This is a genomic window from Rhizobium oryzihabitans (genome assembly GCF_010669145.1).
Lineage (GTDB): Bacteria > Pseudomonadota > Alphaproteobacteria > Rhizobiales > Rhizobiaceae > Agrobacterium > Agrobacterium oryzihabitans.
The window spans coordinates 1,024,603-1,047,000 of record NZ_CP048635.1 but is presented as its reverse complement, the minus strand read 5'-3'; the positions used below and the strand labels follow the sequence as shown (position 1 = coordinate 1,047,000).

Below are 22,398 nucleotides of genomic sequence, written 5' to 3'. Positions count from 1 at the left end.
AAGCGGTTGTGTTTCACTCGGGACCTGCAGGAACCCAGACGCTGACGCTGCCGCCATTGGTGGGGAACACGCCCTTGCCGCTCTCATCAAGGGTAATCCGCTCGTCACGGTGGCCGAGAAAGTCGCGCCATGCCGCTCCCGCATGTTCGGGGCCCAGATCAATCTGCTTCTCCGCCGGCTCGCCATTCGACATCACCACCACGCAACCCGGCTCATCGGCGGTGCCGTGGCGGATAAAGGCGATGCAGCTCGGATCGTCGAGAATATCCGTCTGGGCGCCGTTGCCGAAGCGGCTGCGTGCCTCGACGAGCCTCGGCAGGCATTCGATCGCCGGCATGTCGATCTGATGTTCGTTGCCGTCATTGCCGGTGTCGGTGTAGCTCGTGCCGAACAGATCGGGATAGAAGACGCAGGGAACACCCTCTTCGCGCAGCAGAATGATCGCATAGGCCAGGGGCTTGAACCACGGCTCCACCGGCGCTTCCAGCGATTGCAGCGGCTGTGTGTCGTGATTGTCGACCAGCGTGACGGCGTGATCGGGAACAGCCGAAAGCAGCGACCCTTCGAAGATGGTCCGCATGTCGAAATCGCCGCCCTGTTTGGAGGCGTCGTGGAAACGGTGGTGAAGGGCGACATCGAAAAGCATCAGCTGCTTGTCGACCAGATCAAGATAGCTTTTCAGCGCCTCTATGTCGGGGTGCCAATATTCCGCCACGACGAAAAGATCGGGATCGACCGTGTCGCGCATATGGCCGACCCAGTCGCGGAAGAACCAGGCCGGGATGTGTTTGGCGGCGTCGAGACGGAACCCGTCGACCTGAACCTGCTCGGCAAGCCAACGGCCCCAATATTTGAGTTCCTCATAGACCGCCCTGTTTCTGAATTCGACGTCCGCACCCATCAGGTAATCGAAATTGCCGTTTTCCTGATCGACTTCCTCGTTCCATTCGCCATCGCCATATTCGTTGACGAGGCGGAAAATGCCGTCCTCCGTCGGTTCCTCGATGTGGTCGACACCGCTGAAGCACTTCAGATCCCAGATGAATTTGGAATATTTGCCGTTTCGTCCGGGAAAGGTGAACTTGGTATAGGCAAGTGCCTGGAAATCCTCGTCGTCTATCTCGGTGCGGTCCTCGGGATTGACGCGGCGGACCCGCACCTTTTCCTTTTCGTCGGCACCCATCTTGTGATTGAGAACGACATCGTGAATGACGCGGATGCCGTTTTCCTTCAGCGTCCGTCCTGCCTGCTCGAGGGCGGCGCGATCGCCATATTTGGTGGCGACGGTTCCCTTCTGGTCGAACTCGCCGAGATCAAAGAGATCGTAGGTGTCGTAACCCACCGAATAACCGCCGGCGGCGCCCTTGTAAGCGGGCGGCAGCCAGACATCGGTGATTCCCATTTTCGCAAGGCTTTCGGCTTTTTCGCCCACCTCGCTCCATAATTTCCCTCCGTCCGGATAATACCAATGGAAGAACTGAAGCAAGGTGCGTCCGGCCATATTTCCCTCACGATGGTTAGCAGGTCGCGCCATAAACGGACCGGCGGCGAAAGGGTTCCGCCGCCGGTGCCGACCGAGCATCGATTGTGGGTGCCGCCTTCCCTGAGTTGGTTGGCGGTTCGGCTGTCTTCGCGTTAGCCGGTGATTTCCAGAAGTGCTGCGCCAGCCTGCAGATAATCGCCTTCCTTGACGATCAGGCGCACCTTGCCGGCCGTGGTGGCGACGATTTGCGTCTCCATCTTCATGGCTTCCATGACCGCCAGCAGATCGCCTTCGGAAACGGTTTCACCATCCTTTATCTTGAAGGATTGCAGGGTGCCGGAAACCGGGGCGGTGATTTCGCCTTCCTTCTCTTTGACCGCAGCGCCGGGCGCAGAAGCGTTGCCGCCGCTGGCGGCGCCAAGACCGGATAGCAGCAGGCTCGGCAGACCGACCGAGACGCGCTTGCCGTCGATTTCCAGAAAGGTCCTTGTGATGGAAGGGTCCTCGACCGGTGCCGGGCGCTCCATCGCATCCGGCATGGCGCCGAAATCGGTCTCGATCCAGCGGGTGTGAACCTTGAATCCGTCCGTGCCGATGAAGTCCTCCGTCTCGATTGCGGCGCGATGGAACGGCAGGACCGTGGCGATGCCTTCGATACGGAATTCCTTAAGCGCACGGCGGGCGCGGCGCAGAACCTGATCGCGGTCCGCACCCGTGACGATGAGCTTCGCCATCAGCGAGTCGAACACGCCGGGCACGCTGGAGCCGCTGACGACGCCGCTATCCATGCGAATACCGGGACCGGAGGGCGCGTCGAAGACCGAGATCGAGCCGGGTGTGGGCAGGAAACCCCGGCCGGGATCTTCGGCATTGATGCGGAATTCCATCGAGTGGCCGCGCGGTTCCGGCGTTTCAAGAACCCGCAGCTTGTGGCCTTCGGCGATGCGGAACTGCTCGACAACGAGATCGATGCCGGTGGTTTCTTCGGTGACGGGATGTTCCACCTGCAGGCGCGTATTAACCTCCAGGAAGGAAATCGTGCCATCGACACCGAGCAGGAATTCGACGGTGCCGGCACCGGAATAACCTGCCGCAGCACAGATAGCCTTTGCGGCATCGTGAATTTTCTGCCGCTGTTCGGCAGACAGGAACGGGGCCGGAGCCTCCTCGATCAGCTTCTGGTTACGGCGCTGCAGCGAGCAGTCGCGGGTGCCTAGCACGAGCACATTGCCATGCTTGTCCGCCAGAACCTGCGCTTCGATGTGGCGGGGCCGGTCGAGGAACCGTTCGAGAAAACACTCGCCACGGCCGAAAGCGGCTGTCGCCTCGCGAACGGCGGATTCGTAGAGATCGGCGATCTCTTCCATCCTCCACGCAACCTTCAGGCCACGTCCACCGCCACCATGCGCCGCCTTGATGGCGACGGGCAGGCCGTGTTTTTCGGCAAAGGCGGTGACTTCGGCAGCGGTAGAGACCGGGCCGTCACTGCCGGCGACCAGCGGCGCGCCAACACCGGTGGCGATACGCCGCGCTTCGACCTTGTCGCCCAATGCTTCGATGACATGGGGGTCTGGGCCGATCCAGCTAAGGCCGGCATCGATAACGGCTCGCGCAAATTCGGCGCGTTCGGACAAAAAACCGTAACCGGGATGCACGGCATCCGCACCGGCGCGTTTGGCAATCGCGATCAGCTTGGCGATATCGAGATAGGTCTCGGCGGGGCGCACGCCCTCCAGCGCAAAGGCCTCATCCGCCAGCCGTACGAAAAGAGCATCCTGATCGGGGTCGGCATAAACGGCAACCGATTGCAGGCCGTAATCGCGGCATGCGCGGATGATCCGCACCGCGATCTCGCCACGATTGGCAATCAGCACTTTTTTCATCGCTCTTCTCCTCGGAATTATTTGTTTTTGGCCGCGATTTCGGCGAAGGGGCCGATCGGGCGGAATTTGATTTTGGCATTGACGGGGATTTGCCCGGCAAGATCGAGATGATATTCGGCAACCGCGCCGATGACGGGATAACCGCCGGTCAGTGGATGGTCGGCAAGGAAGAGGACGGGCTGGCCGCTATGGGGAATCTGAATCGCCCCTGTTGCGGTGCCCTCGCTCGGCAATTCGGCGCTGTCCTTACGTTCCACCGGCACGTCGCCGGCAAGGCGGATGCCGACGCGGTTCGATTGCGGGGTGACCTGCCAGAGCTGGCTGGTCAGGGTCTCGATACCCTTCTGCGTAAACCAGTCAGTGCGGGGGCCGAGAACGACGTCCAGTGTCACGACTTCACCGGTTGCCGGCGGTTCGAAGGCCGGAACCTCGTTGATCGATACACTGGAGAGCCCCGCCTTTTCACCTTTCAGCGGCAGTATCGTGCCCGCGGCCACGCTTTCTGGCCCGACGATGGCGAGCGTGTCCGTCGCGAAGCTGCCGAGCACGGGTTCGACATCGAACCCGCCGCGGACGGAAAGATAACAGCGCATGCCCTTTTGCGGCTGACCGAAAGTGACGACATCGCCGGGCTCGAGTGAGACGGGAACATGGGTCTGCACTGTGAAACTGCCATCCGCCGTCTTGATGGTGACGGGGCAGGGTGCACCGGCAATGCCAATGACCGCGCGGCTTGTGCTCTTGAAGGAAAAACCGCCAAGCGTGAGTTCGAGACACGGCATGTTGACCGGATTGCCGACAATGCGGTTTGCGGCGTTAAAAGCACCGCGATCCAGCGCGCCGGAGGCCGATACGCCCTGTCCGGTCTGGCCGAAGCGGCCGAGATCCTGAAATATTGCTGGCATGGGTGCTGCGAGCACCTCGAAATGCGGGCCTTCCCTTGCTGCATCCGGCTGGGAGGTTCGCGGTGCCGAGGCAGAAATATCGACTGTCCTGCCGGACTTGTCCATATCGAAGAAGCGCACCCGATAACCCGGCTGGAAAAGCGCGCCGGGATCGCGGTCGATATCCCACATCTTCACCGGCGTGGTGCCGATGATCTGCCAGCCGCCCGGGCTGTTTTGCGGATAGACGCCGCTGAATGCGCCGGCGAGCGCCACCGAACCCGCCGGAATGCGGGTGCGCGGGCTTTGCCGGCGCGGCACGTGAAGGGCCGGATCGCCGCCGACCAGATAACCGAAGCCGGGCGCGAAACCGCAAAAGGCCACGGTGAATTCACTTTCGGTGTGGCGACGGATGACCTCATCGACGCTCATGCCGGTCAGTTCGGCAACGTCGGTGAGATCTTCGCCATTATAGTGGACGGGGATTTCCACGAGATTGTCCGAAGGCGCGATTTTTGCCGAGAGATCGCGGCTGGAAAGCCTTGCGACCAGTGCTTGCGCGCCGATCTTCTCGGGACGGAATCGGATCATCAGGGTGCGGGCAGCCGGAACCGTCTCTTCGATGCCCTCGACCGGATCGTTCTGAAGCGAGGCGAAAAGCGCCAGCGTTTCGTCAAGATCGGCAAGTTCAACGAGAATGGTTGTGAGGCTGACGGGGAGAAAACGCATCATATCCTCACGCGTGATAGGCTGAATCGGGAATGTCGGTGATGAACATGTGTCCGGGCGCATGGGTGATCGCAAAAGGCACACCGGACGCCATGACGGCGGCCTGTGGAGTGACGCCGCAGGCCCAGAACACCGGAACCTCGCCGGGCTCGATCCGTACCGCGTCACCGAAGTCGGGTTTCGCAAGATCGGTGATGCCGATCTCTTCCGGCGCGCCGACGTGCACGGGCGACCCGTGAACGGCCGGAAAACGCCCCGAAATGGTCGCGGCATCGGCGACCCGCGAAGCCGGGATCGGCCGCATGGAAACGACCATATTGCCTTTCAACCGACCCGCCGGACGGCACGGCCGGTTGGTCAGATACATCGGAACATTACTCTTGTCGGTCATGTGGCGGATTTCGATCCCAGCTTCCACCATTGGCGTTTCGAAGGTGAAGCTGCAGCCTATCAGAAAGGCGACGAGATCGTCGCGCTCCGCCCAGGCCGCGGTTGCATCCGGCGTTTCCTCGGCAAGCATGCCGTCTCGCCAGATACGGTAGAGCGGCAGGTCGGTTCTAAGATCGGCACCGGGAGCCAGAAGCGTGGTGGGCGAACCGGGATCGGAAACATCAAGCACCGGGCAGGGTTTTGGATTGCGCTGCGCATAAAGCAGGAAATCGAAGGCCCAGTCGCGCGGCAGCACGATCATGTTGGCCTGCGTGAAGCCAGGCGCGACGCCGGAGGTGGGCTCAACGAGGCCGCCGCGATAGGTGACGCGGGCCTTTCGCGCGGCTTCCGCGTCGGTGTGATTGAGAAAGGATGTCGGTATGGTCACTGGCCGCTCCTTTTAGAGAATGGAGGCAAAAGAGCGGATATCGATACCTTCGGCTTCGAAACGGCGTCGGATTTCCTGGGCAATGGCGACTGCACCGGGGCTGTCGCCATGCACGCAGATGGATTGCGCCTCGATTTTTACGATGCTGCCGTCGATCGCTTCCAGCGTTCCTTCGCGGGCAAGCCGCACCATCCTGTCAGCGATTTTGGCGGCGTCGTGAAGAACGGCGCCGGCTTCCCTGCGTGAGACGAGCTGGCCTTGCGGCGTATAGGCGCGATCCGCGAAGGCTTCGGCAACGACGGCAAGGCCTGCCTTGCGGGCAAGATCCAGGATGGGCGCATTGGCAAGACCCATCAGTACCAGCGAGGGATCAACGGCCTTGATGCCGTCGATGACCGCCTGCCCCTGTTTTGCGTCGTTGGCGATGCGGTTGTAAAGCGCGCCGTGCGGCTTGACGTAGCGCACCGTGGTTCCCGCAGCGGCGGCAACGCCTTTCAGCGCGCCGATCTGGTAGATGACATCGGCGATCAGCTCTTCGGAAGTCACGTCCAGATCGCGGCGGCCGAAGCCGACGCGGTCCGGATAGGAGACATGGGCGCCGACGACCACGCCTTTTTCGGCGGCGGCCTTGACGGTGCGGTAGATGCCGGCCGGGTCGCCGGCATGAAATCCGCAGGCGATGTTGGCGCTGGAAACGATGGCGAGCATCGCCTCATCATCTCCCATGCTCCACGCACCGTAACTTTCGCCAAGATCGCTGTTGAGATCGATAGCGGCCATGTTTGCCTCCCTTTAGAGCATTTCCAGCAAAAGTGCGTAGCGGTTTTGCGTCCGGAAAATGCGTAAAAACACTAGTTTATTACAGGCCGAGCAGGCCGAAGATGGTGCCAGCGGACTTGTAGCCCATGTACCAGGTCAATGCGCAAGTCAGAACGCCGAGCAACAGCAGGACGCGCGGATAGCGGTAGCCACCCATCAGGTCTTCGCGTTTCCACGCCGCAAACAGGAAGATGCTGAGGCCGATCGGCAGGATGAGGCCGTTGAGGCCGCCGACGAAGACCAGCATGGCGGCGGGCGGCGTGGTGATCAGCAGGTAGCAGACGAGCGAGACTGCGATGAAAATGACCGTCGCCATATTGCGGGCACGCTCGCTCATATCCTGCTTGAAGACGGGCAGGAATGAAACGGAAGTATAGGCTGCGCCGATGACGCTGGTGATGGCCGCTGCCCAGAAGATGATGCCGAAGAGGCGGAAGCCGAGATCGCCGGCAGCCGAACGGAAGGCCTGCGCGGCGGGGTTTGCGGCCTGGCCCGACGTATCGATGATGACGCCGCTGGCGACAACGCCGAGAATCGCGAGAAACAGCACGTAACGCATGATGCCCGTGACGGCGATGCCGGTCAGAGCGGCGCGGTTGACGGCCGGAAGATTTTCAATGCCGACCATTCCCCGGTCCAGCAGGCGGTGTGCGCCGGAATAGGTGATGTAGCCGCCAACGGTGCCGCCGACGATGGTGGTGATGGTTGCGAAATTGATCGTATCCGGCAGGAAAGTCTGGCGGAAGGCGTCGCCCACCGGCGGCGCGGAAACGAATGCCACATAAAGCGTCAGCACGATCATCAGGATGCCGGCGAAGATGATGAAGCGGTCAACGGCGAGACCTGCCCGCTTGGAAACGAAGATGGCGATGGAAAATATCGCGCTGATGGCGCCGCCGATTTTCGGATCGAGCCCGAAAATGGCGTTCAGGCCAAGGCCGGTGCCGCCGATATTACCGATATTGAAGAACAGCCCGCCGATGATGACGAGAATGGCGAGCAGATAGCCGGCGCCGGGAATGGCGGCATTCGCAATATCGGATGCACGCATGCGCGTCAGCGTCACGATACGCCAGATGTTAAGCTGGACGACGAAGTCGATGACGATGGAGGCAAGAATGCCGAAGGCGAAGGCTGCGCCAAGCTGGGTGGTGAATGTCGCCGTCTGGGTGATGAAGCCGGGACCGATGGCGGATGTCGCCATCAGGAAGATCGCTCCCACCAGGGATGCGCGTTTTGACATTTTCATATCGGCAGTCGGGGTGAGCTTTTTTTGCTCCATGGATTTTCTCCGCTCCTGTCGCAATCCGCCCCTCGCGGATGCTTTATGCCCCGATCTTGTCGTGTTCTGCGAAATTGTCAACTTTGTTCAACAATATAAAGTTATCGTTCTTTCATTTTGTCTATTTGTTGGACGTCGTGGGCAGGATTTAATCATGTTTTTTTCGTGCTTTGCTAAAGCTTTGTGCTATGGGCAATCATGCCGTGTCCGAACTTGCCTGTCACGGAATTCCCGATGCTGCATTGCCTTAAGGAAAGAAGCGCCATGACGGAAACGATAGAAGGTCTTCCGCTTGCGGATCGATTGGCGAAGGGTATACGCACCTTGCTGATCTCCGGTGAGCTGATGCCGGGGCAACGCCTTTCGGAAGCAGCCTTCAGCGAACGTTTCGATGTCTCCCGCAATTCCCTGCGCGAAGCCTTCCGTCTTCTGACGAAGGATGGCCTGTTGCGTCATGAGGCCAATCGCGGCGTTTTTGTCGCCGTTCCCACCATGTCCTCCGTAATCGATATTTACCGCGTGCGACGTATGGTGGAATGCGGTGCCCTGCGCCAGGCATGGCACAAGCATTCGGCGATCCGGGTAATGCGCGCGGCGGTCGAGGATGCAAAGGTCAAGCGTGAAGAGGCGGACTGGCTGGGTGTGGGCAGCGCCAACATGAAGTTCCACGCCGCCGTGGTCGATCTTCTCGACAGCGCCCGTCTCAGCGATTTTTACGAGCGCATCGCCGCCGAACTCCGGCTTTGTTTCGGCCTGCTGAAAGATCCCGAACAGCTCCATTCTCCCTTCGTCGATATGAACAGCAAGATCCTGTCTCTGATGGAAGAGGGCAAGGCGGTTGAGGCGAGCGACGAGATGGAAATCTATCTCAATCTTTCCGAGCGCACGGTCTTGAAGGCGCTTGAACGCGCGGTAGAACACGCTTCCTGACATCTCTGGCGGGGAGGGCAACAGCCTCCATTGTCGCTCCGCCTCATTTTTGCATCCGCTGCCGATTGCCAAGTTTGCTGCGCTGCGTCATCAATGCTGCCATGACGCTTCGCGACCTGACCATTCTCGTTATTGACGAAAACGCGATCCGCGCCTCGATCATCGAGGAGGGGCTGCGCGAGGCCGGATATCAACGCGTCACGGTCATCCATGAGGTGCAGGGCGTGGCGCGCACCATCGAGACGCTGCAGCCCGACGTCATCTTCATCGATCTTGAAAATCCCAACCGCGACATGATGGAGCATCTGTTCCAGCTCACTCGTACGGTCGGCCGGCCGATCGCCATGTTCGTTGATCGCTCCGACACGGCCTCCATCGAGGCAGCTGTCGAGGCGGGGGTTTCCGCCTATGTCGTCGACGGGCTGAAGAAAGAGCGGGTCAAACCCATTCTCGATATGGCGGTCAGCCGCTTCAATGCTTTCAGCCGCCTGCAGCGGGAGCTTGCCGACGCCAAATCGGCGCTGGAGGAACGCAAGGTCATCGAGCGCGCCAAGGGCATCCTGATGAAGATGCGCGGCCTTTCCGAAGAGCAGGCCTTTGCGCTTTTGCGGCAAACGGCAATGAACGAGAAAAAGAAAATATCCGAGATCGCGCAAAGCGTGGTCACCGCAGCGGGTCTGTTGATGTGACGAACCCCGCCGGTTGGACAGTCGAGGAGTGCATGATATGGCGGCACCGGAAAAAACGGCCGGATCAAAAAGTGGAATGACACAAGCTGGTGCACCCGCAATCGTGGGCAGCGACCGGCAGAAGGTCCTGCGCGCCGGTTTTATTCCCCTTGTCGATGCGTCCGTGCTGATCGCGGCGGCCGAATTCGGTTTCGCCGCCCGCGAAGGCCTGACGCTCGATCTCGTCAAGGATGTGTCCTGGGCGAATGTGCGTGACAGGCTGGCCTTCCGGCAATTCGATATCGCTCATATGCTCTCGCCAATGCCCGTTGCTTCCATGCTGGGGCTCGGCTCCAACCCTTCGCCGACGATCACGCCCTTTTCACTCGGGCGCGGCGGCAATGCCATCACGCTTTCGACCCGGCTTTTTGCGCGAATGAAGGCGTTGACGGGTCTATCTGAAACGGCGGGAGCGCTCGAAAATGCCAAGGCGTTGAAGCAGGTGCTCGATGATATGCGGGCGCGGGGCGAAGCACCCCCGACACTTGGCATGACCTATCCGTTTTCGTCGCACAATTACGAATTTCGCTATTGGCTCGCTGCTGGCGGCATTCACCCCGATCATGACGTCAAGCTGGTGGTCGTGCCGCCGCCATTAACGTCGGATGCGCTCGCCGCAGGAGCCATCGACGGTTTCTGCGTCGGCGCGCCGTGGAACATCGTCGCCGCCGAGCGCGGTGTCGGCAGGATCGTTGCGGCCAAGCAGGATCTGTGGCCTTCTGCGCCAGAAAAGGTCATCGGCATGCGGCCCCAATGGGCCGAAAGCCAGCAGGAAACGGTCAGCCGGCTGCTGACGGCGCTTGATGCGGCAGCGCGCTGGTGTGACCTTTCGGAAAATCACGACGAACTGAGCCGGGCGCTCGCCGATCCCCGCTATATCGGCGCGCCGCAAAGCATCATCCGCCATGTGCTCGCCGGCGAATTCTCAATCGACAGCCAGGGCAACCGCCGGGTGATCGACAAATATTTCATCTTCCACGGCGGCCATGCCAACTATCCGCGCCGGAGCCAGGCATTGTGGATTTACAGCCAGATGATCCGCTGGGGGCAGGCGGAGTTCTCGCAAGCGGGCGTGGAAGCCGCGCTGTCCGCCTATCGGCCGGATATTTATCGGGTAGCACTGGGAGACACCAATGCGCCCGGCGATGCCGATATCCGCATTGAAGGGCAGGAAGAGGGGGACCGTTTCGTGGACGGCCTCGTTTTCGATCCTGCCGACATTGCGGGATATGTAAACGGCTTTTCCGTGCGAACATCCGCGCCGTTTTCACCGCCTGCCGGGGAGACGTGATTGGCGTCAGGCCTTGAAAGCTGCGCAAATTTCAAGCGCGAACCTTTCTTGTTTGCACAAACAGCAGACAAAAATGATGCTGATTAAAATTTGATCAACTGCCTGAATTCCAAGAATTATCATTGTTTTTCAACAGTATATTCTTGAATCCATAAACTGGCATGCCTTTTGCTTCTTCCTATTTGCTCCGGTCAACGGCGATCGGTGCGAGCAGGGCGCGGCATAGGCGCTTTCAAAGACATAGACGTCGCAAGGTTTTGCTGCCCGGAACACCTCCCGTTCCGCAGGCGCAAACACCGAGCGGCGTTTTTTTATTTTCAGGTTTTTTCGCAAGCGAAAACGTCACCCGCAGAGGTGGCCCAATAAGGGGAACATGCGAATGAAAAAGATATTCTCGGGCGATGTCAGCCGCCGCACGATACTGAAGACGACAGCCACCGCAGCGCTTGTCACCGCCGTGCGTGTGGCCTTTCCGTCCGGTGCTTTCGCAGCCACTGCTGAGCCCGAGGTGAAAGGCGCAAAAATCGGCTTTATCGCGCTGACCGATGCCGCCCCGCTCATCATTGCGGCGGAAAAGGGCCTGTTCGCCAAACACGGTATGCCGGATGTCGAGGTTCTGAAGCAGGCCTCCTGGGGTGCGACGCGCGACAATCTCGTGCTCGGCGGCGCCTCGAACGGCATCGATGGCGCGCATATTCTGACGCCGATGCCCTATCTCATGCATACCGGCAAGGTGACCCAGAACAATGTGCCGGTGCCGATGGCCATCCTCGCCCGCCTCAACCTCGACAGCCAGGGCATTTCCGTCGCCAGGGAATATGCCGAAACCGGCGTTCAGCTCGATGCTTCCAAATTGAAGGCGGCTTTCGAGAAAAAGAAGGCCGAGGGCAAGGAAATCAAGGCCGCGATGACCTTCCCCGGCGGCACGCATGATCTCTGGATCCGCTACTGGCTGGCTGCCGGCGGCATCGATCCGGACAAGGACGTCTCCACCATCGTCGTTCCGCCGCCGCAGATGGTTGCCAACATGAAAGTCGGCAATATGGACGTCTTCTGTGTAGGCGAACCCTGGAACGAGCAGCTGGTCAATCAGGGCATAGGCTTCACAGCCTGTACCACCGGAGAGCTCTGGAAGGGGCATCCGGAAAAGGCGCTCGGCATGCGTGCGGACTGGGTGGAAAAGAACCCGAACGCCACCAAGGCGCTGCTGATGGCCGTGATGGAGGCGCAGCAATGGTGCGATGAGATGGCGAACAAGGAAGAAATGTCCTCCATCCTTGGCAAGCGCCAATGGTTCAACGTGCCGCCGAAGGATGTGCTTGGCCGCCTGAAGGGCAATATCAATTACGGCAACGGCCGCGTTCTCGAAAATACCGGCCTGCAGATGAAGTTCTGGCAGGACCACGCCTCCTATCCTTTCCGCAGCCATGACAGCTGGTTCATCGCGGAAAACATCCGCTGGGGCAAATTCGCATCCGATACGGATGTGAAGGCGCTGGTGGAAAAGGTGAACCGTGAGGATATCTGGCGCGCGGCGGCCAAGGATCTCGGCGTTGCCGATCTTCCCGCCTCCACCTCGCGTGGCAAGGAAACCTTCTTCGACGGCAAGGTCTTCGATCCTGAAAATCCATCCGCCTATCTCGAAAGCCTGTCCATCAAGGCGGCCTCCTGAGGAGGAGACCCGGGGTATCGCCCCTCATCCGCCAGATGCGCTGCCCAACCGGCGCGACTGAAGACCGGATGAGGGGCGAGCCCCAGACCGCAACCGAAATCAAGAGGAAACGTCCATGTCCGCATTGGCCCGAAAATTCAAAGAAGAGCCGCAGCAACCGGTGGCACAGAAGGCAAACGTCGTGGCACTGGCGCCGAAATCCGTCTCGCGGATCGATCTGCGCAAATGGGGCGCGGCGGCGGCCCGTAACATCATACCGCCGTTCATCGTCCTCGCCGTGCTGCTCGGTATCTGGCAGCTTCTCTGTTCCGCCCCCGGCTCATCGCTGCCGCCCCCGAGCCAGGTCTTCGAGGAGAGCTACGATCTCATCGTATCGCCGTTCTTCCATAACGGTTCGCAGGATATCGGCCTCGGCCTGCGTGTGTTGGTCTCGCTGGAGCGTGTAGCTTACGGTTTCGGCCTCGCCGCCATTGCCGGCATCATCCTCGGTGCGGTGATCGGCCAGTCGGTCTGGGCCATGCGCGGTCTCGATCCGATCTTCCAGGTGCTGCGCACCGTGCCGCCGCTTGCCTGGCTGCCGCTTTCGCTCGCTGCCTTTCAGGACAGCAACCTGTCGGCCATTTTCGTGATCTTCATCACCTCCATCTGGCCGGTCATCATCAATACCGCAGTCGGCGTGCGCAATATTCCGCAGGATTACCGAAATGTCGCGCAGGTGCTGCGGCTCAACCAGATCGAATTCTTCTTCAAGATCATGCTGCCATCGGCCGCTCCTTACATCTTCACCGGCCTGCGCATCGGCATCGGCCTTTCCTGGCTTGCCATCGTGGCGGCTGAAATGCTGACCGGTGGCGTCGGCATCGGTTTCTTCATCTGGGATGCGTGGAACTCCTCGCGCCTGCCCGACATCATCGTGGCGCTCGCTTACATCGGCGTTGTCGGCTTCATGCTCGACAAGCTGGTGGCGGCGCTCGGCAAGGTCATCACCCGCGGCGCAGCGGCTAATTGAGAGGGCCAAAATTATGAACGCTTATTTGAAGCTCGATCACATCGACAAATATTTCGACAAGGGCGGCTCGCGCGCCGAGGTGCTGAAAGGCATCAACCTCACCATCGAAAAAGGCGAATTCGTCTCCGTCATCGGCCATTCCGGTTGCGGCAAATCCACCATGCTCAACCTCATCGCCGGGCTGACGAAAGTGTCTGCCGGTGCGGTGCTTCTCGAAAACCGGGAGGTCAACGAACCCGGCCCGGAACGCGCCGTCGTGTTCCAGAACCACAGCCTGCTGCCCTGGCTTTCGGTCTATGAAAACGTCAATCTCGCCGTGGAAAAAGTGTTCCGCAACACCAAGACACGGGCCGAGCGGCACGACTGGGTCATGCGCAATCTCGATCTCGTGCAGATGGCCCATGCAAAAGACAAGAAACCGTCTGAAATTTCCGGCGGCATGAAACAGCGCGTCGGCATTGCCCGCGCGCTCGCCATGGAGCCGAAAATCCTGCTGCTGGACGAGCCTTTCGGCGCGCTGGACGCGCTGACCCGCGCCCACCTTCAGGATGCGGTGATGGAAATCCACGCCCGGCTCGGCAACACCATGGTCATGATCACCCATGATGTGGACGAGGCGGTGCTGCTCTCCGACCGTATCGTGATGATGACCAACGGTCCCGCCGCCCATACCGGCGAAGTGCTGGAGGTGCCGCTGCCGCGCCCGCGCAACCGCATCGAGCTCGCATCCGACAAGACCTACCTCAAATGCCGCGAAGCCGTGCTGAAGTTCCTTTACGAACGTCACCGCTTCGTCGAAGCTGCGGAGTAACGCCCATGACGCAAAAACTCGTCATCATCGGCAATGGCATGGCGCCGGGGCGCATGTTGGAAAACCTGTTCGAAACCGCTCCCGGACTTTACGACGTCACCATTTTCAACGCCGAGCCGCGCGTCAATTACGACCGCATCATGCTCTCGCCGGTGCTCTCAGGCGAAAAGAGCTATGAAGACATCGTCATCCACAATGACGAATGGTATGCGGCTAACAATGTGACCTTGCACAAGGGCGCGAAGGTCACCGGTATCGACCGCGACAGGAAGACCGTGACCAGCGAAAACGGCATCACGGTTTCCTACGACAGGCTGGTGATCGCCACCGGCTCCTTGCCCTTCATCATCCCCGTTCCCGGCCATCAGTTGCCTGGTGTGCTTGCCTATCGCGATCTCGACGATGTGACGAAGATGTTGGAAATCGCCGAGGGCAAAGGCCGCGCCATCGTCATCGGCGCGGGTCTTCTCGGACTGGAAGCGGCTTACGGCCTGAAGCGTCAGGGCATGGATGTCACCGTCATCCACCTGATGCCAACGATCATGGAGCGCCAGCTCGATCCGGCAGCGGCTTATCTCTTAGAAAAGGCGCTGAACGAGCGCGGCATCGACATCATCACCAAGGCCAACACCAAGTGCATTCTGGGTGAGGAGAAGGTCGAAGGAATCGAGCTGGAAGACGGCCGCGTCATAAAAGGCGACATGGTGGTGATGGCTGTCGGCATTCGCCCCGCCTCCGGTCTCGCCAAGGAGGCCGGCATCGCCGTCAATCGCGGCATCGTGGTGGATGACGGCATGATGACGTCGGACGCCTCGATCTATGCGCTCGGCGAATGCGCCGAACATCGCGGCATGTGCTATGGCCTCGTTGCGCCGCTTTATGAATCGGCCCGCGTGCTGGCGGACCGGCTGTGCGGCGGTTCGGCCGAATATCACGGCTCCGTCACCAATACCAAGCTGAAGGTCACCGGCATCAACCTGTTTTCCGCCGGTGATTTCGCCGAAGGCGACGACCGGGAGGAGATCGTGCTGCGTGATGCCACCGCCGGCGTCTACAAGCGCCTGATCCTCAAGGAAAACCGCATCATCGGCGCGGTTCTTTATGGCGAGACGGCGGATGGGTCGTGGTTCTTCGACCTTATGAAGAAATCGACCGATATTTCCGCCATGCGCGAAACCCTGATCTTCGGCCAGGCCTATCAGGGAGGGTCTCCGCTGGACCCTATGGCGGCCGTTGCAGCCTTGCCGGATGATGCGGAAATCTGCGGCTGCAACGGCGTCTGCAAGGGCAAGATCACCTCGGCCATCACCTCCAAGGGGCTGGCTTCTCTCGACGATGTGCGCGCCCACACCAAGGCGTCCGCCTCCTGCGGCAATTGCACCGGCCTTGTCGAGCAGCTGATGACGCTGACGCTTGGCGACAGCTACAACCCCGCTGCCGTGCAGCCCATGTGCAAATGCACCGATCTCGGCCATGACGATGTGCGCCGTCTCATCAAGGCCAAGGGGCTGAAGACCATTCCCGCCGTGATGCAGGAACTGGAATGGAAAACCTCCTGCGGCTGCGCCAAGTGCCGGCCGGCGCTCAATTATTATCTCGTCTGCGATTTTCCGGATGAATATGCCGACGATTATCAGTCGCGTTATATCAATGAGCGTGTCCACGCCAATATTCAGAAGGACGGCACCTATTCCGTCGTTCCGCGCATGTGGGGCGGCGTCACATCCTCCTCCGAACTGCGGGCGATTGCAGATGTGGTCGACAAGTTCGAAATCCCGATGGTGAAGGTGACCGGCGGCCAGCGTATCGACCTCCTCGGCATCGAGAAGGAGGATTTGCCGGCGGTCTGGGCCGATCTCGGCAAGGCCGGTTTCATTTCCGGTCAGGCCTATGCCAAGGGGCTGCGCACCGTAAAGACCTGTGTGGGCGAACAATGGTGCCGCTTTGGCACGCAGGATTCCACCGGCCTTGGCATCCGCATCGAAAAATTCATGTGGGGCTCGTGGACGCCCGCCAAGTTGAAGCTCGCCGTCTCTGGCTGTCCGCGCAACTGCGCGGAGGCCACCTGCAAGGATATCGGCGTCATTTGCGTCGATTCCGGTTTCGAAATCCACTTCGCCGGTGCCGCCGGTCTCGATATCAAGGGCACGGAGGTGCTCGGTCTTGTCAAAACCGAGGATGAGGCGCTGGAGCATATCGTGGCGCTGACGCAGATGTATCGCGAACAGGCGCGCTATCTCGAGCGCATCTACAAATGGGCCAAGCGCATCGGTTACGACGAAATCCGCCGCCAGATCATGGACGATGCGGGCAAGCGTCGGGCCTATTTCGACCGCTTCGTCTTCAGCCAGAAATTCGCGCAGGTCGATCCCTGGTCCGAACGCGTGTCCGGCCACGATAAGCATGAATTCAAACCCATGGCGGCAATCGGTTTCAGTGAGGCGGCGGAGTGAGAACGATGAACAGCAACTGGATCGATATTGGCGACATCTCCGACATTCCGCTGCGCGGCGCACGTTGCGTGAAAACGCCGATGGGCAAGATCGCCGTATTCCGCACGGCGGAAAATCAGATCTTCGCGATTGAGGATCATTGCCCGCACAAGGGCGGGCCGCTGTCTCAGGGCATCGTGCATGGGGTGTCGGTGACATGTCCCTTGCATAATTGGGTCATTTCGCTGGAAACGGGCAAGGCGCTGGGGCGGATGAAGGTGAGGTGAAGACCATACCCGTCCGCAATCTGGATGGACGACTCTCAATTGCGCTTGAAACCTTGATGATTGCGGCGGAGTGAATTGCGATGGCAGCGGCGTTACCCCCCTCTGTCCTGCCGGACATCTCCCCCTCAAGGGGGGAGATCAATCGCGGCACAAACTTCCATTCACAACTGGCGTCGTCGCCGGTGGAGAGGGAACGGGGAGCCATCCGCTTGGCGATCTCCCCCCTTGAGGGGGAGATGTCCGGCAGGACAGAGGGGGGTAACAGCCACGCACTGAGAGGGCAAACCCATGCCCACTGAAACAAAAACCACCTGTCCTTATTGCGGCGTCGGCTGCGGCGTTATCGCCACCGTCAATGATAATGGCGTCGTTTCCGTCAGGGGAGATCAGGACCACCCCGCCAATTTCGGAAGACTATGTTCCAAAGGTTCGGCTCTGGCTGAGACCATCGACCTCGACGGTCGCTTGCTCCACCCTGAAATCAGCGGCAGGCGGGCGGCATGGGACGGAGCGCTTGACCTCGTCGCTTCCCGGTTTTCTCAAGCCATCGCCGAACACGGACCGGACTCCGTTGCCTTTTACGTCTCCGGCCAATTGCTGACGGAGGATTATTATCTCGCCAACAAGCTGATGAAGGGTTTCATCGGTTCGGCCAATATCGATACCAATTCAAGGCTCTGCATGTCGTCTTCCGTCGCCGGCCATCGCCGTGCCTTCGGGGCCGATACGGTGCCGGGCACCTATGAGGACATGGAGCTTGCCGATCTGGTGATCCTCACCGGTTCCAATCTCGCCTGGTGCCATCCGGTGCTTTACCAAAGGCTTGCGGCGGCAAAGGTCGCGCGGCCGGAAATGAAAGTCGTCGTTATCGATCCGCGCCGGACGATGAGCGCCGATATTGCCGACATGCACCTCGCCATTCGCCCGGATGGGGATGTGGCGCTGTTTACCGGCCTGCTGGCGCATCTTTCCGATAGTCCCGCAATCGATCGCGGTTATGTGGGAAACCATACGGTCGGTTTTGATGCTGCGATGAGGGCAGCAACCGGGCACAGCCTGCCGGAGATCGCCGAGGCGACCGGCCTGACAGTCGCCGAACTGATTTCATTCTACGAATTGTTCGAACGCACTGAAAAGACCGTCACCTGTTACAGTCAGGGCGTCAACCAGTCGCAGAGCGGCACGGACAAGGTCAACGCCATCATCAATTGCCACCTTGCCACCGGCCGCATCGGCAGGCCGGGCATGGGGCCGTTTTCGCTGACCGGCCAGCCGAATGCCATGGGTGGACGCGAAGTCGGTGGACTGGCCAACATGCTGGCCGCCCATATGGCCATTGAAAGCGCCGAAGACCGTGATCGTGTGCAGCGTTTCTGGGCTTCACCCGCCATTGCGCAAAAGCCCGGCCTGAAAGCGGTTGATATGTTCAGGGCCGTGGCCGAAGGCCGCATCAAGGCGCTGTGGATCATGGCTACCAACCCGGTCGTTTCCATGCCGGATGCCGGTGCAGTCGAGGCGGCCATCAAGGCCTGTGCCTTTGTCGTGGTATCCGATGTCATGGCCGGTACAGACACGGCCCGTCATGCCCATGTGCTGTTGCCATCGCTCGGCTGGGGGAGAAAGACGGTACGGTTACCAACTCCGAACGGCGCATTTCCCGCCAGCGCGGCTTTCTCGATGCACCCGGCGAAGCAAAGGCCGACTGGTGGCAATTGGCGGAAGTGGGGAGGCGCATGGGTTTCGACGCCGCTTTCACTTACCGGCAACCATCCGAGATTTTTGTCGAACATGCGACTCTCTCCGGCTTCGAGAATGCCGGAAGCCGCGATTTCGATATCAGCGGGATCGACCGGCTCTCCTACGAAACGATGCCGCCCTTTCAATGGCCGAAAGCCCGGCCCGGCGAGATTGCCGTTACCCGCTTTTTCGCGGATGGCCGTTTTTATCATGCCGATGGCAAGGCGCGGTTCATCGCCACCGCTTTGCCGCAGACCGGCAGAACATCGCCGGACTATCCGCTGACGCTGAATACCGGCCGCATTCGCGATCAATGGCACACCATGACCCGCACGGGCAAAAGCGCCCGGCTTACCGCCCATATCGCCGAACCCTTCGCCGAACTTCACCCCCACGATGCGAAGGCATTGGGAATTGAAAGCGCCGATCTGGTGGAGCTGGAAAGCCCGCATGGCAAGGTTCTGCTGCGTGCGCTGGTCAGCGAAAGGCAGGCGCGCGGCTCGGTCTTTGCGCCGATGCACTGGAACGATCAGTTCGCCTCGCGGGCGCGGATCGATATGGTTGTGGCTCCGGTAACGGACCCGCATTCCGGCCAGCCCGCCTCGAAAAACATGGGCGTGAAGGCGACACGGTTCGAGGCCAAGGCCTATGGTTTCGCCATCTCCCGCACGCGGCCCGTTGCGCCGGATTGTGCGTACTGGGCCATCGCCAAGGCGGATGGCGGCTATCGCATGGAGCTTGCTTTCGAAGAAGAACCGCAGGACTGGACGCGCTGGGCGCGGCAGGTCTTCGGCATAGATGTCCGGATCGAGCCGCTGGGTTACAGCGACCGGCAGACCGGCGATTTGCGCCTTGCCTTCTTCGACGGCGAAACGCTGCTGGTGGCGCTGTTCGTCGCCAGAGAGCCGGTGGCCGTTGCCCGCAACTGGGCGATTTCACAACTGAACGAACGCCATGAGGATTTGCACATGCGTTTTGCGCTGGTCGCCGGTCGTCCGGGAGCCGGTCGGGCCGATCCGGGCGCGACTGTCTGCTCCTGCTTCAATGTCGGGGTGAACCAGATCACGGCCGCCATCCGCGATGGCTGCCACAGCGTCGAAGCCATCGGCAAGGCGCTGAATGCCGGGACCAATTGTGGCTCCTGCCGCGCTGAAATCAGGGGGATCATCGATGGATGCCTTAAAACCGCAGCGGAATGAACCGGCCCGCATGGAGAAGCTCGCCAAGTTGCCAGTCTTCTGGGGGCTCGAGGGCAAGCGCGTGGTGTTAGCGGGTGGATCGGACGGTGCCGTGTGGAAGGCGGAACTGCTGCTGGCCTGCGGGGCGGAACTTCATCTCTATTGCGAGGAAAGCGAGCTTGCGGAAAGCTTTGCGGCGCTCTTCGCAAAAAGCACGATGCTGACATGGCATGACCGTTTGTGGGGTGCGGATATTTTCAAAGGTGCGGAACTGGCGCTGGCGGATTGCGAAACCGATGCGGAAGCCGGAAGATTTTACGATGCCGCGCGTGCGGCCGGCGTTCCGGTCAACGTCATCGACAAGCCGGAATTCTGCCAGTTCCAGTTCGGCTCCATCGTCAATCGCTCGCCGGTGGTGGTGTCGATTTCCACGGATGGTGCCGCACCCATTCTGGCGCAGGCCATCCGCCGGCGCATCGAAACCCTGTTGCCGCTTTCGCTGAAGGATTGGAGTGCACTTGCCCAGACGATCCGCGAGCGCGTCAACCTGCGGCTCGTTCCCGGTTCGGCGCGGCGGTCTTTCTGGGAAAAATTCGTTGATCGGGCGTTTACCGAAAGGCTGGATGAGGGAAGTGAAGAACGGCTGCTCACGGATATCGGAACACAGGCCGGGCGAGGGGGATCGGGTCGCGGCCTTGTGACGCTTGTTGGTGCTGGACCGGGCGATGCAGAACTGTTGACACTGAAAGCGGTGCGCGCCCTGCAGGCGGCTGATGTCATCCTGTTCGATGATCTCGTCTCGGCTGAGGTGCTGGAGCTGGCGCGGCGTGAGGCCAAGCGCATGCTTGTCGGCAAGCGCGGCGGCCGGGAAAGCTGCAGGCAGGAGGATATCAACGAGATGATGATCCGTCTCGCCAAGGCTGGAAAACGGGTAGTGCGGCTGAAATCCGGCGATCCGATGATTTTCGGGCGCGCCGGCGAGGAGATCGCCGCGCTGGAAGCCGAAAATATCCCGGTCGAAGTCGTGCCAGGCATCACGGCTGCAAGCGCCATGGCTTCGCGCCTCGGTGTCTCACTGACGCATCGTGACCACGCGCAGTCGGTCCGATTCGTCACCGGACATTCCCGACAGGGAAAGCTGCCGGACAATATCGACTGGAAATCGCTTTCAGATCCCTCGATAACCACTGTCTTTTATATGGGCGGGCGAACCGCGGCCGAGATCCAGTCTTCCTTGCTTGCGCACGGCATGCCTGCCTCAACGCCCGTTGCCGTCATGATTTCTGTTAGCCGTTCAAACGAACAGCGCTGGTGTGGTTCGCTTGCGCAACTGGCTGCGGCAATTACGAGGCTGGGCGTGAACGAACCGGTGCTGATCGGCATCGGCGATGCGTTTGGTGCCGTGTCCTCAATGTTTTCCGGTGCCGGCACGCAGGAGCCGGTATCTGCGCCAATTCAAAAGCCGGCTAACAAGCTTGCCGGGTAATGCGGGTGCGCCGTTTGCGTATGTCCACAAGTCGGTCGCTATCGCCCCCTATAAAACCGTCCCTTGACATTGGTTTTTCGTTCGCTCTTCAATGAAACGAAAAAATTGAAAGAGGAGGGAGGGTGAAATGCTGCTTACACCGCGTCAGGATGAAATCGTTGCACTGGCAAAAGCGAACGGGCGGGTGCTGGTCGATGAATTGGCCGCGCGGTTTTCGGTGACCCCCCAGACAATCCGCAAGGACCTCAACGATCTGTGCGACACGCGCGTGCTGACGCGCATCCATGGCGGCGCACTTTTCCCAAGCGGCAACGAAAACGTCAAATACGAGGCGCGCCGCGCTATCGCCTCTTCTGAAAAGCAGGCGATCGGGGCCGCTGCCGCTGCCCTCATCCCCAACAACTCTTCCCTTTTCATCAATATCGGCACCACGACAGAGGCGGTGGGTGAAGCGCTGGCGGACCATCACGAGCTGATGGTCATTACCAATAACATTAATGTTGCCAACAGGTTGCGGGTTTTCCCGGGCATTGAAGTGGTGATCGCCGGCGGCGTCGTGCGGGGTTCCGATGGTGGTATCGTCGGCGAGGCGGCGGTGGATTTCATCCGCCAGTTCAAGGTCGATTTCGCCGTTATCGGCGTGTCGGCCATTGATGAGGACGGCGCCCTGCTGGATTTCGACTTTCGCGAGGTCAAGGTCGCGCAGGCGATCATCTCCAACGCCCGCCACGTCATTCTGGTGTCGGATTCGCTGAAATTCGAGCGCACGGCACCGGTGCGCATCGGCCATCTGTCGCAGGTGCACACCTTCATCACCGATCATTGTCCGGTCGATTCGATCCGATCCATCTGTGCCGATCACGATGTTCGGCTGATCGAAACAGAGGCGCGTGAGCCCTGATCTGCCACCACCGGAATTTCGTTTGACATTCGTTTTATC

General features: G+C 60.3%; 15 protein-coding genes and 2 pseudogenes. 11 read left to right on the top strand and 6 right to left on the bottom strand.

Annotated features, from left to right (window positions below; translation table 11 throughout):
• Positions 1-13: 13 nt before the first annotated feature.
• The 6 genes from amyA to G3A56_RS21555 all read right to left on the bottom strand — a co-directional run bounded on the left by amyA (position 14) and on the right by G3A56_RS21555 (position 7,897).
• Complete coding sequence (gene amyA, locus G3A56_RS21580) at positions 14-1,501, bottom strand: alpha-amylase (protein ID WP_082185224.1); 1,488 nt, start codon at positions 1,499-1,501, stop codon at positions 14-16.
• Between the two features lie 134 nt (positions 1,502-1,635).
• Positions 1,636-3,366 (bottom strand): acetyl/propionyl/methylcrotonyl-CoA carboxylase subunit alpha, encoded by a 1,731-nt coding sequence (locus G3A56_RS21575; protein WP_082185225.1) that lies wholly within the window; start codon positions 3,364-3,366, stop codon positions 1,636-1,638.
• Between the two features lie 17 nt (positions 3,367-3,383).
• A complete protein-coding gene (locus tag G3A56_RS21570; RefSeq protein WP_082185226.1) occupies positions 3,384-4,979 on the bottom strand; it encodes a 5-oxoprolinase subunit B/C family protein in 1,596 nt (531 codons plus the stop codon).
• A gap of 7 nt (positions 4,980-4,986) precedes the next feature.
• Complete coding sequence (locus tag G3A56_RS21565; RefSeq protein WP_082185227.1) at positions 4,987-5,796, bottom strand: putative hydro-lyase; 810 nt, start codon at positions 5,794-5,796, stop codon at positions 4,987-4,989.
• Positions 5,797-5,808: 12 nt separating this feature from the next.
• On the bottom strand, positions 5,809-6,576 hold the full coding sequence (locus tag G3A56_RS21560; protein WP_003497977.1) for a LamB/YcsF family protein: 768 nt from the start codon (positions 6,574-6,576) through the stop codon (positions 5,809-5,811).
• A 79-nt stretch (positions 6,577-6,655) separates the two neighbouring features.
• A complete protein-coding gene (locus G3A56_RS21555) occupies positions 6,656-7,897 on the bottom strand; it encodes an NRAMP family divalent metal transporter (RefSeq protein WP_003497976.1) in 1,242 nt (413 codons plus the stop codon).
• 264 nt (positions 7,898-8,161) lie between these two features.
• On the opposite strand from G3A56_RS21555, the gene G3A56_RS21550 reads away from it, so the two are divergent.
• From G3A56_RS21550 to G3A56_RS21500, 11 genes and pseudogenes are all read left to right on the top strand, one after another.
• Positions 8,162-8,827, top strand: a complete 666-nt coding sequence (locus tag G3A56_RS21550) for a GntR family transcriptional regulator (RefSeq protein WP_035242942.1) — start codon at positions 8,162-8,164, stop codon at positions 8,825-8,827.
• Between the two features lie 101 nt (positions 8,828-8,928).
• Positions 8,929-9,516 (top strand): ANTAR domain-containing response regulator, encoded by a 588-nt coding sequence (locus G3A56_RS21545; RefSeq protein ID WP_035243269.1) that lies wholly within the window; start codon positions 8,929-8,931, stop codon positions 9,514-9,516.
• Between the two features lie 37 nt (positions 9,517-9,553).
• Positions 9,554-10,846, top strand: coding sequence for a CmpA/NrtA family ABC transporter substrate-binding protein (locus G3A56_RS21540; protein WP_082185228.1), 1,293 nt, complete (start codon positions 9,554-9,556; stop codon positions 10,844-10,846).
• 379 nt (positions 10,847-11,225) lie between these two features.
• Entirely contained in the window at positions 11,226-12,518 is a 1,293-nt protein-coding gene (locus tag G3A56_RS21535; RefSeq protein WP_082185229.1) for a CmpA/NrtA family ABC transporter substrate-binding protein, read from the top strand.
• Between the two features lie 115 nt (positions 12,519-12,633).
• Positions 12,634-13,527, top strand: a complete 894-nt coding sequence (ntrB, locus tag G3A56_RS21530) for a nitrate ABC transporter permease (RefSeq protein WP_082185230.1) — start codon at positions 12,634-12,636, stop codon at positions 13,525-13,527.
• Between the two features lie 13 nt (positions 13,528-13,540).
• Entirely contained in the window at positions 13,541-14,338 is a 798-nt protein-coding gene (locus G3A56_RS21525; protein ID WP_082185231.1) for an ABC transporter ATP-binding protein, read from the top strand.
• A gap of 5 nt (positions 14,339-14,343) precedes the next feature.
• Complete coding sequence (nirB, locus tag G3A56_RS21520) at positions 14,344-16,791, top strand: nitrite reductase large subunit NirB (RefSeq protein ID WP_082185232.1); 2,448 nt, start codon at positions 14,344-14,346, stop codon at positions 16,789-16,791.
• A 5-nt stretch (positions 16,792-16,796) separates the two neighbouring features.
• A pseudogene (nirD, locus tag G3A56_RS21515) lies at positions 16,797-17,131 on the top strand (nitrite reductase small subunit NirD).
• A gap of 214 nt (positions 17,132-17,345) precedes the next feature.
• Positions 17,346-19,993: pseudogene (locus G3A56_RS21510) on the top strand (nitrate reductase).
• A complete protein-coding gene (gene cysG, locus G3A56_RS21505; RefSeq protein WP_164056824.1) occupies positions 19,965-21,458 on the top strand; it encodes a siroheme synthase CysG in 1,494 nt (497 codons plus the stop codon). Before G3A56_RS21510 ends, cysG begins: the two are co-directional and overlap by 29 nt.
• Before the next feature lie 127 nt (positions 21,459-21,585).
• The gene (locus G3A56_RS21500) at positions 21,586-22,359 is read left to right on the top strand and encodes a DeoR/GlpR family DNA-binding transcription regulator (RefSeq protein WP_082185235.1); all 774 of its coding nucleotides are present in this window, start codon (positions 21,586-21,588) and stop codon (positions 22,357-22,359) included.
• Positions 22,360-22,398 lie beyond the last annotated feature (39 nt).

Bases quoted from the DNA above. Each gene is read 5' to 3' on its own strand.
- G3A56_RS21570 (WP_082185226.1), bottom strand. From the start codon at position 4,979: ATGCGTTTTCTCCCCGTCAGCCTCACAACCATTCTCGTTGAACTTGCC.
- nirB (WP_082185232.1), top strand. From the start codon at position 14,344: ATGACGCAAAAACTCGTCATCATCGGCAATGGCATGGCGCCGGGGCGC.
- G3A56_RS21550 (WP_035242942.1), top strand. From the start codon at position 8,162: ATGACGGAAACGATAGAAGGTCTTCCGCTTGCGGATCGATTGGCGAAG.
- G3A56_RS21500 (WP_082185235.1), top strand. From the start codon at position 21,586: ATGCTGCTTACACCGCGTCAGGATGAAATCGTTGCACTGGCAAAAGCG.
- G3A56_RS21575 (WP_082185225.1), bottom strand. From the start codon at position 3,366: ATGAAAAAAGTGCTGATTGCCAATCGTGGCGAGATCGCGGTGCGGATC.
- G3A56_RS21535 (WP_082185229.1), top strand. From the start codon at position 11,226: ATGAAAAAGATATTCTCGGGCGATGTCAGCCGCCGCACGATACTGAAG.
- G3A56_RS21555 (WP_003497976.1), bottom strand. From the start codon at position 7,897: ATGGAGCAAAAAAAGCTCACCCCGACTGCCGATATGAAAATGTCAAAA.
- cysG (WP_164056824.1), top strand. From the start codon at position 19,965: ATGGATGCCTTAAAACCGCAGCGGAATGAACCGGCCCGCATGGAGAAG.
- ntrB (WP_082185230.1), top strand. From the start codon at position 12,634: ATGTCCGCATTGGCCCGAAAATTCAAAGAAGAGCCGCAGCAACCGGTG.
- G3A56_RS21545 (WP_035243269.1), top strand. From the start codon at position 8,929: ATGACGCTTCGCGACCTGACCATTCTCGTTATTGACGAAAACGCGATC.
- G3A56_RS21560 (WP_003497977.1), bottom strand. From the start codon at position 6,576: ATGGCCGCTATCGATCTCAACAGCGATCTTGGCGAAAGTTACGGTGCG.
- G3A56_RS21540 (WP_082185228.1), top strand. From the start codon at position 9,554: ATGGCGGCACCGGAAAAAACGGCCGGATCAAAAAGTGGAATGACACAA.
- amyA (WP_082185224.1), bottom strand. From the start codon at position 1,501: ATGGCCGGACGCACCTTGCTTCAGTTCTTCCATTGGTATTATCCGGAC.
- G3A56_RS21525 (WP_082185231.1), top strand. From the start codon at position 13,541: ATGAACGCTTATTTGAAGCTCGATCACATCGACAAATATTTCGACAAG.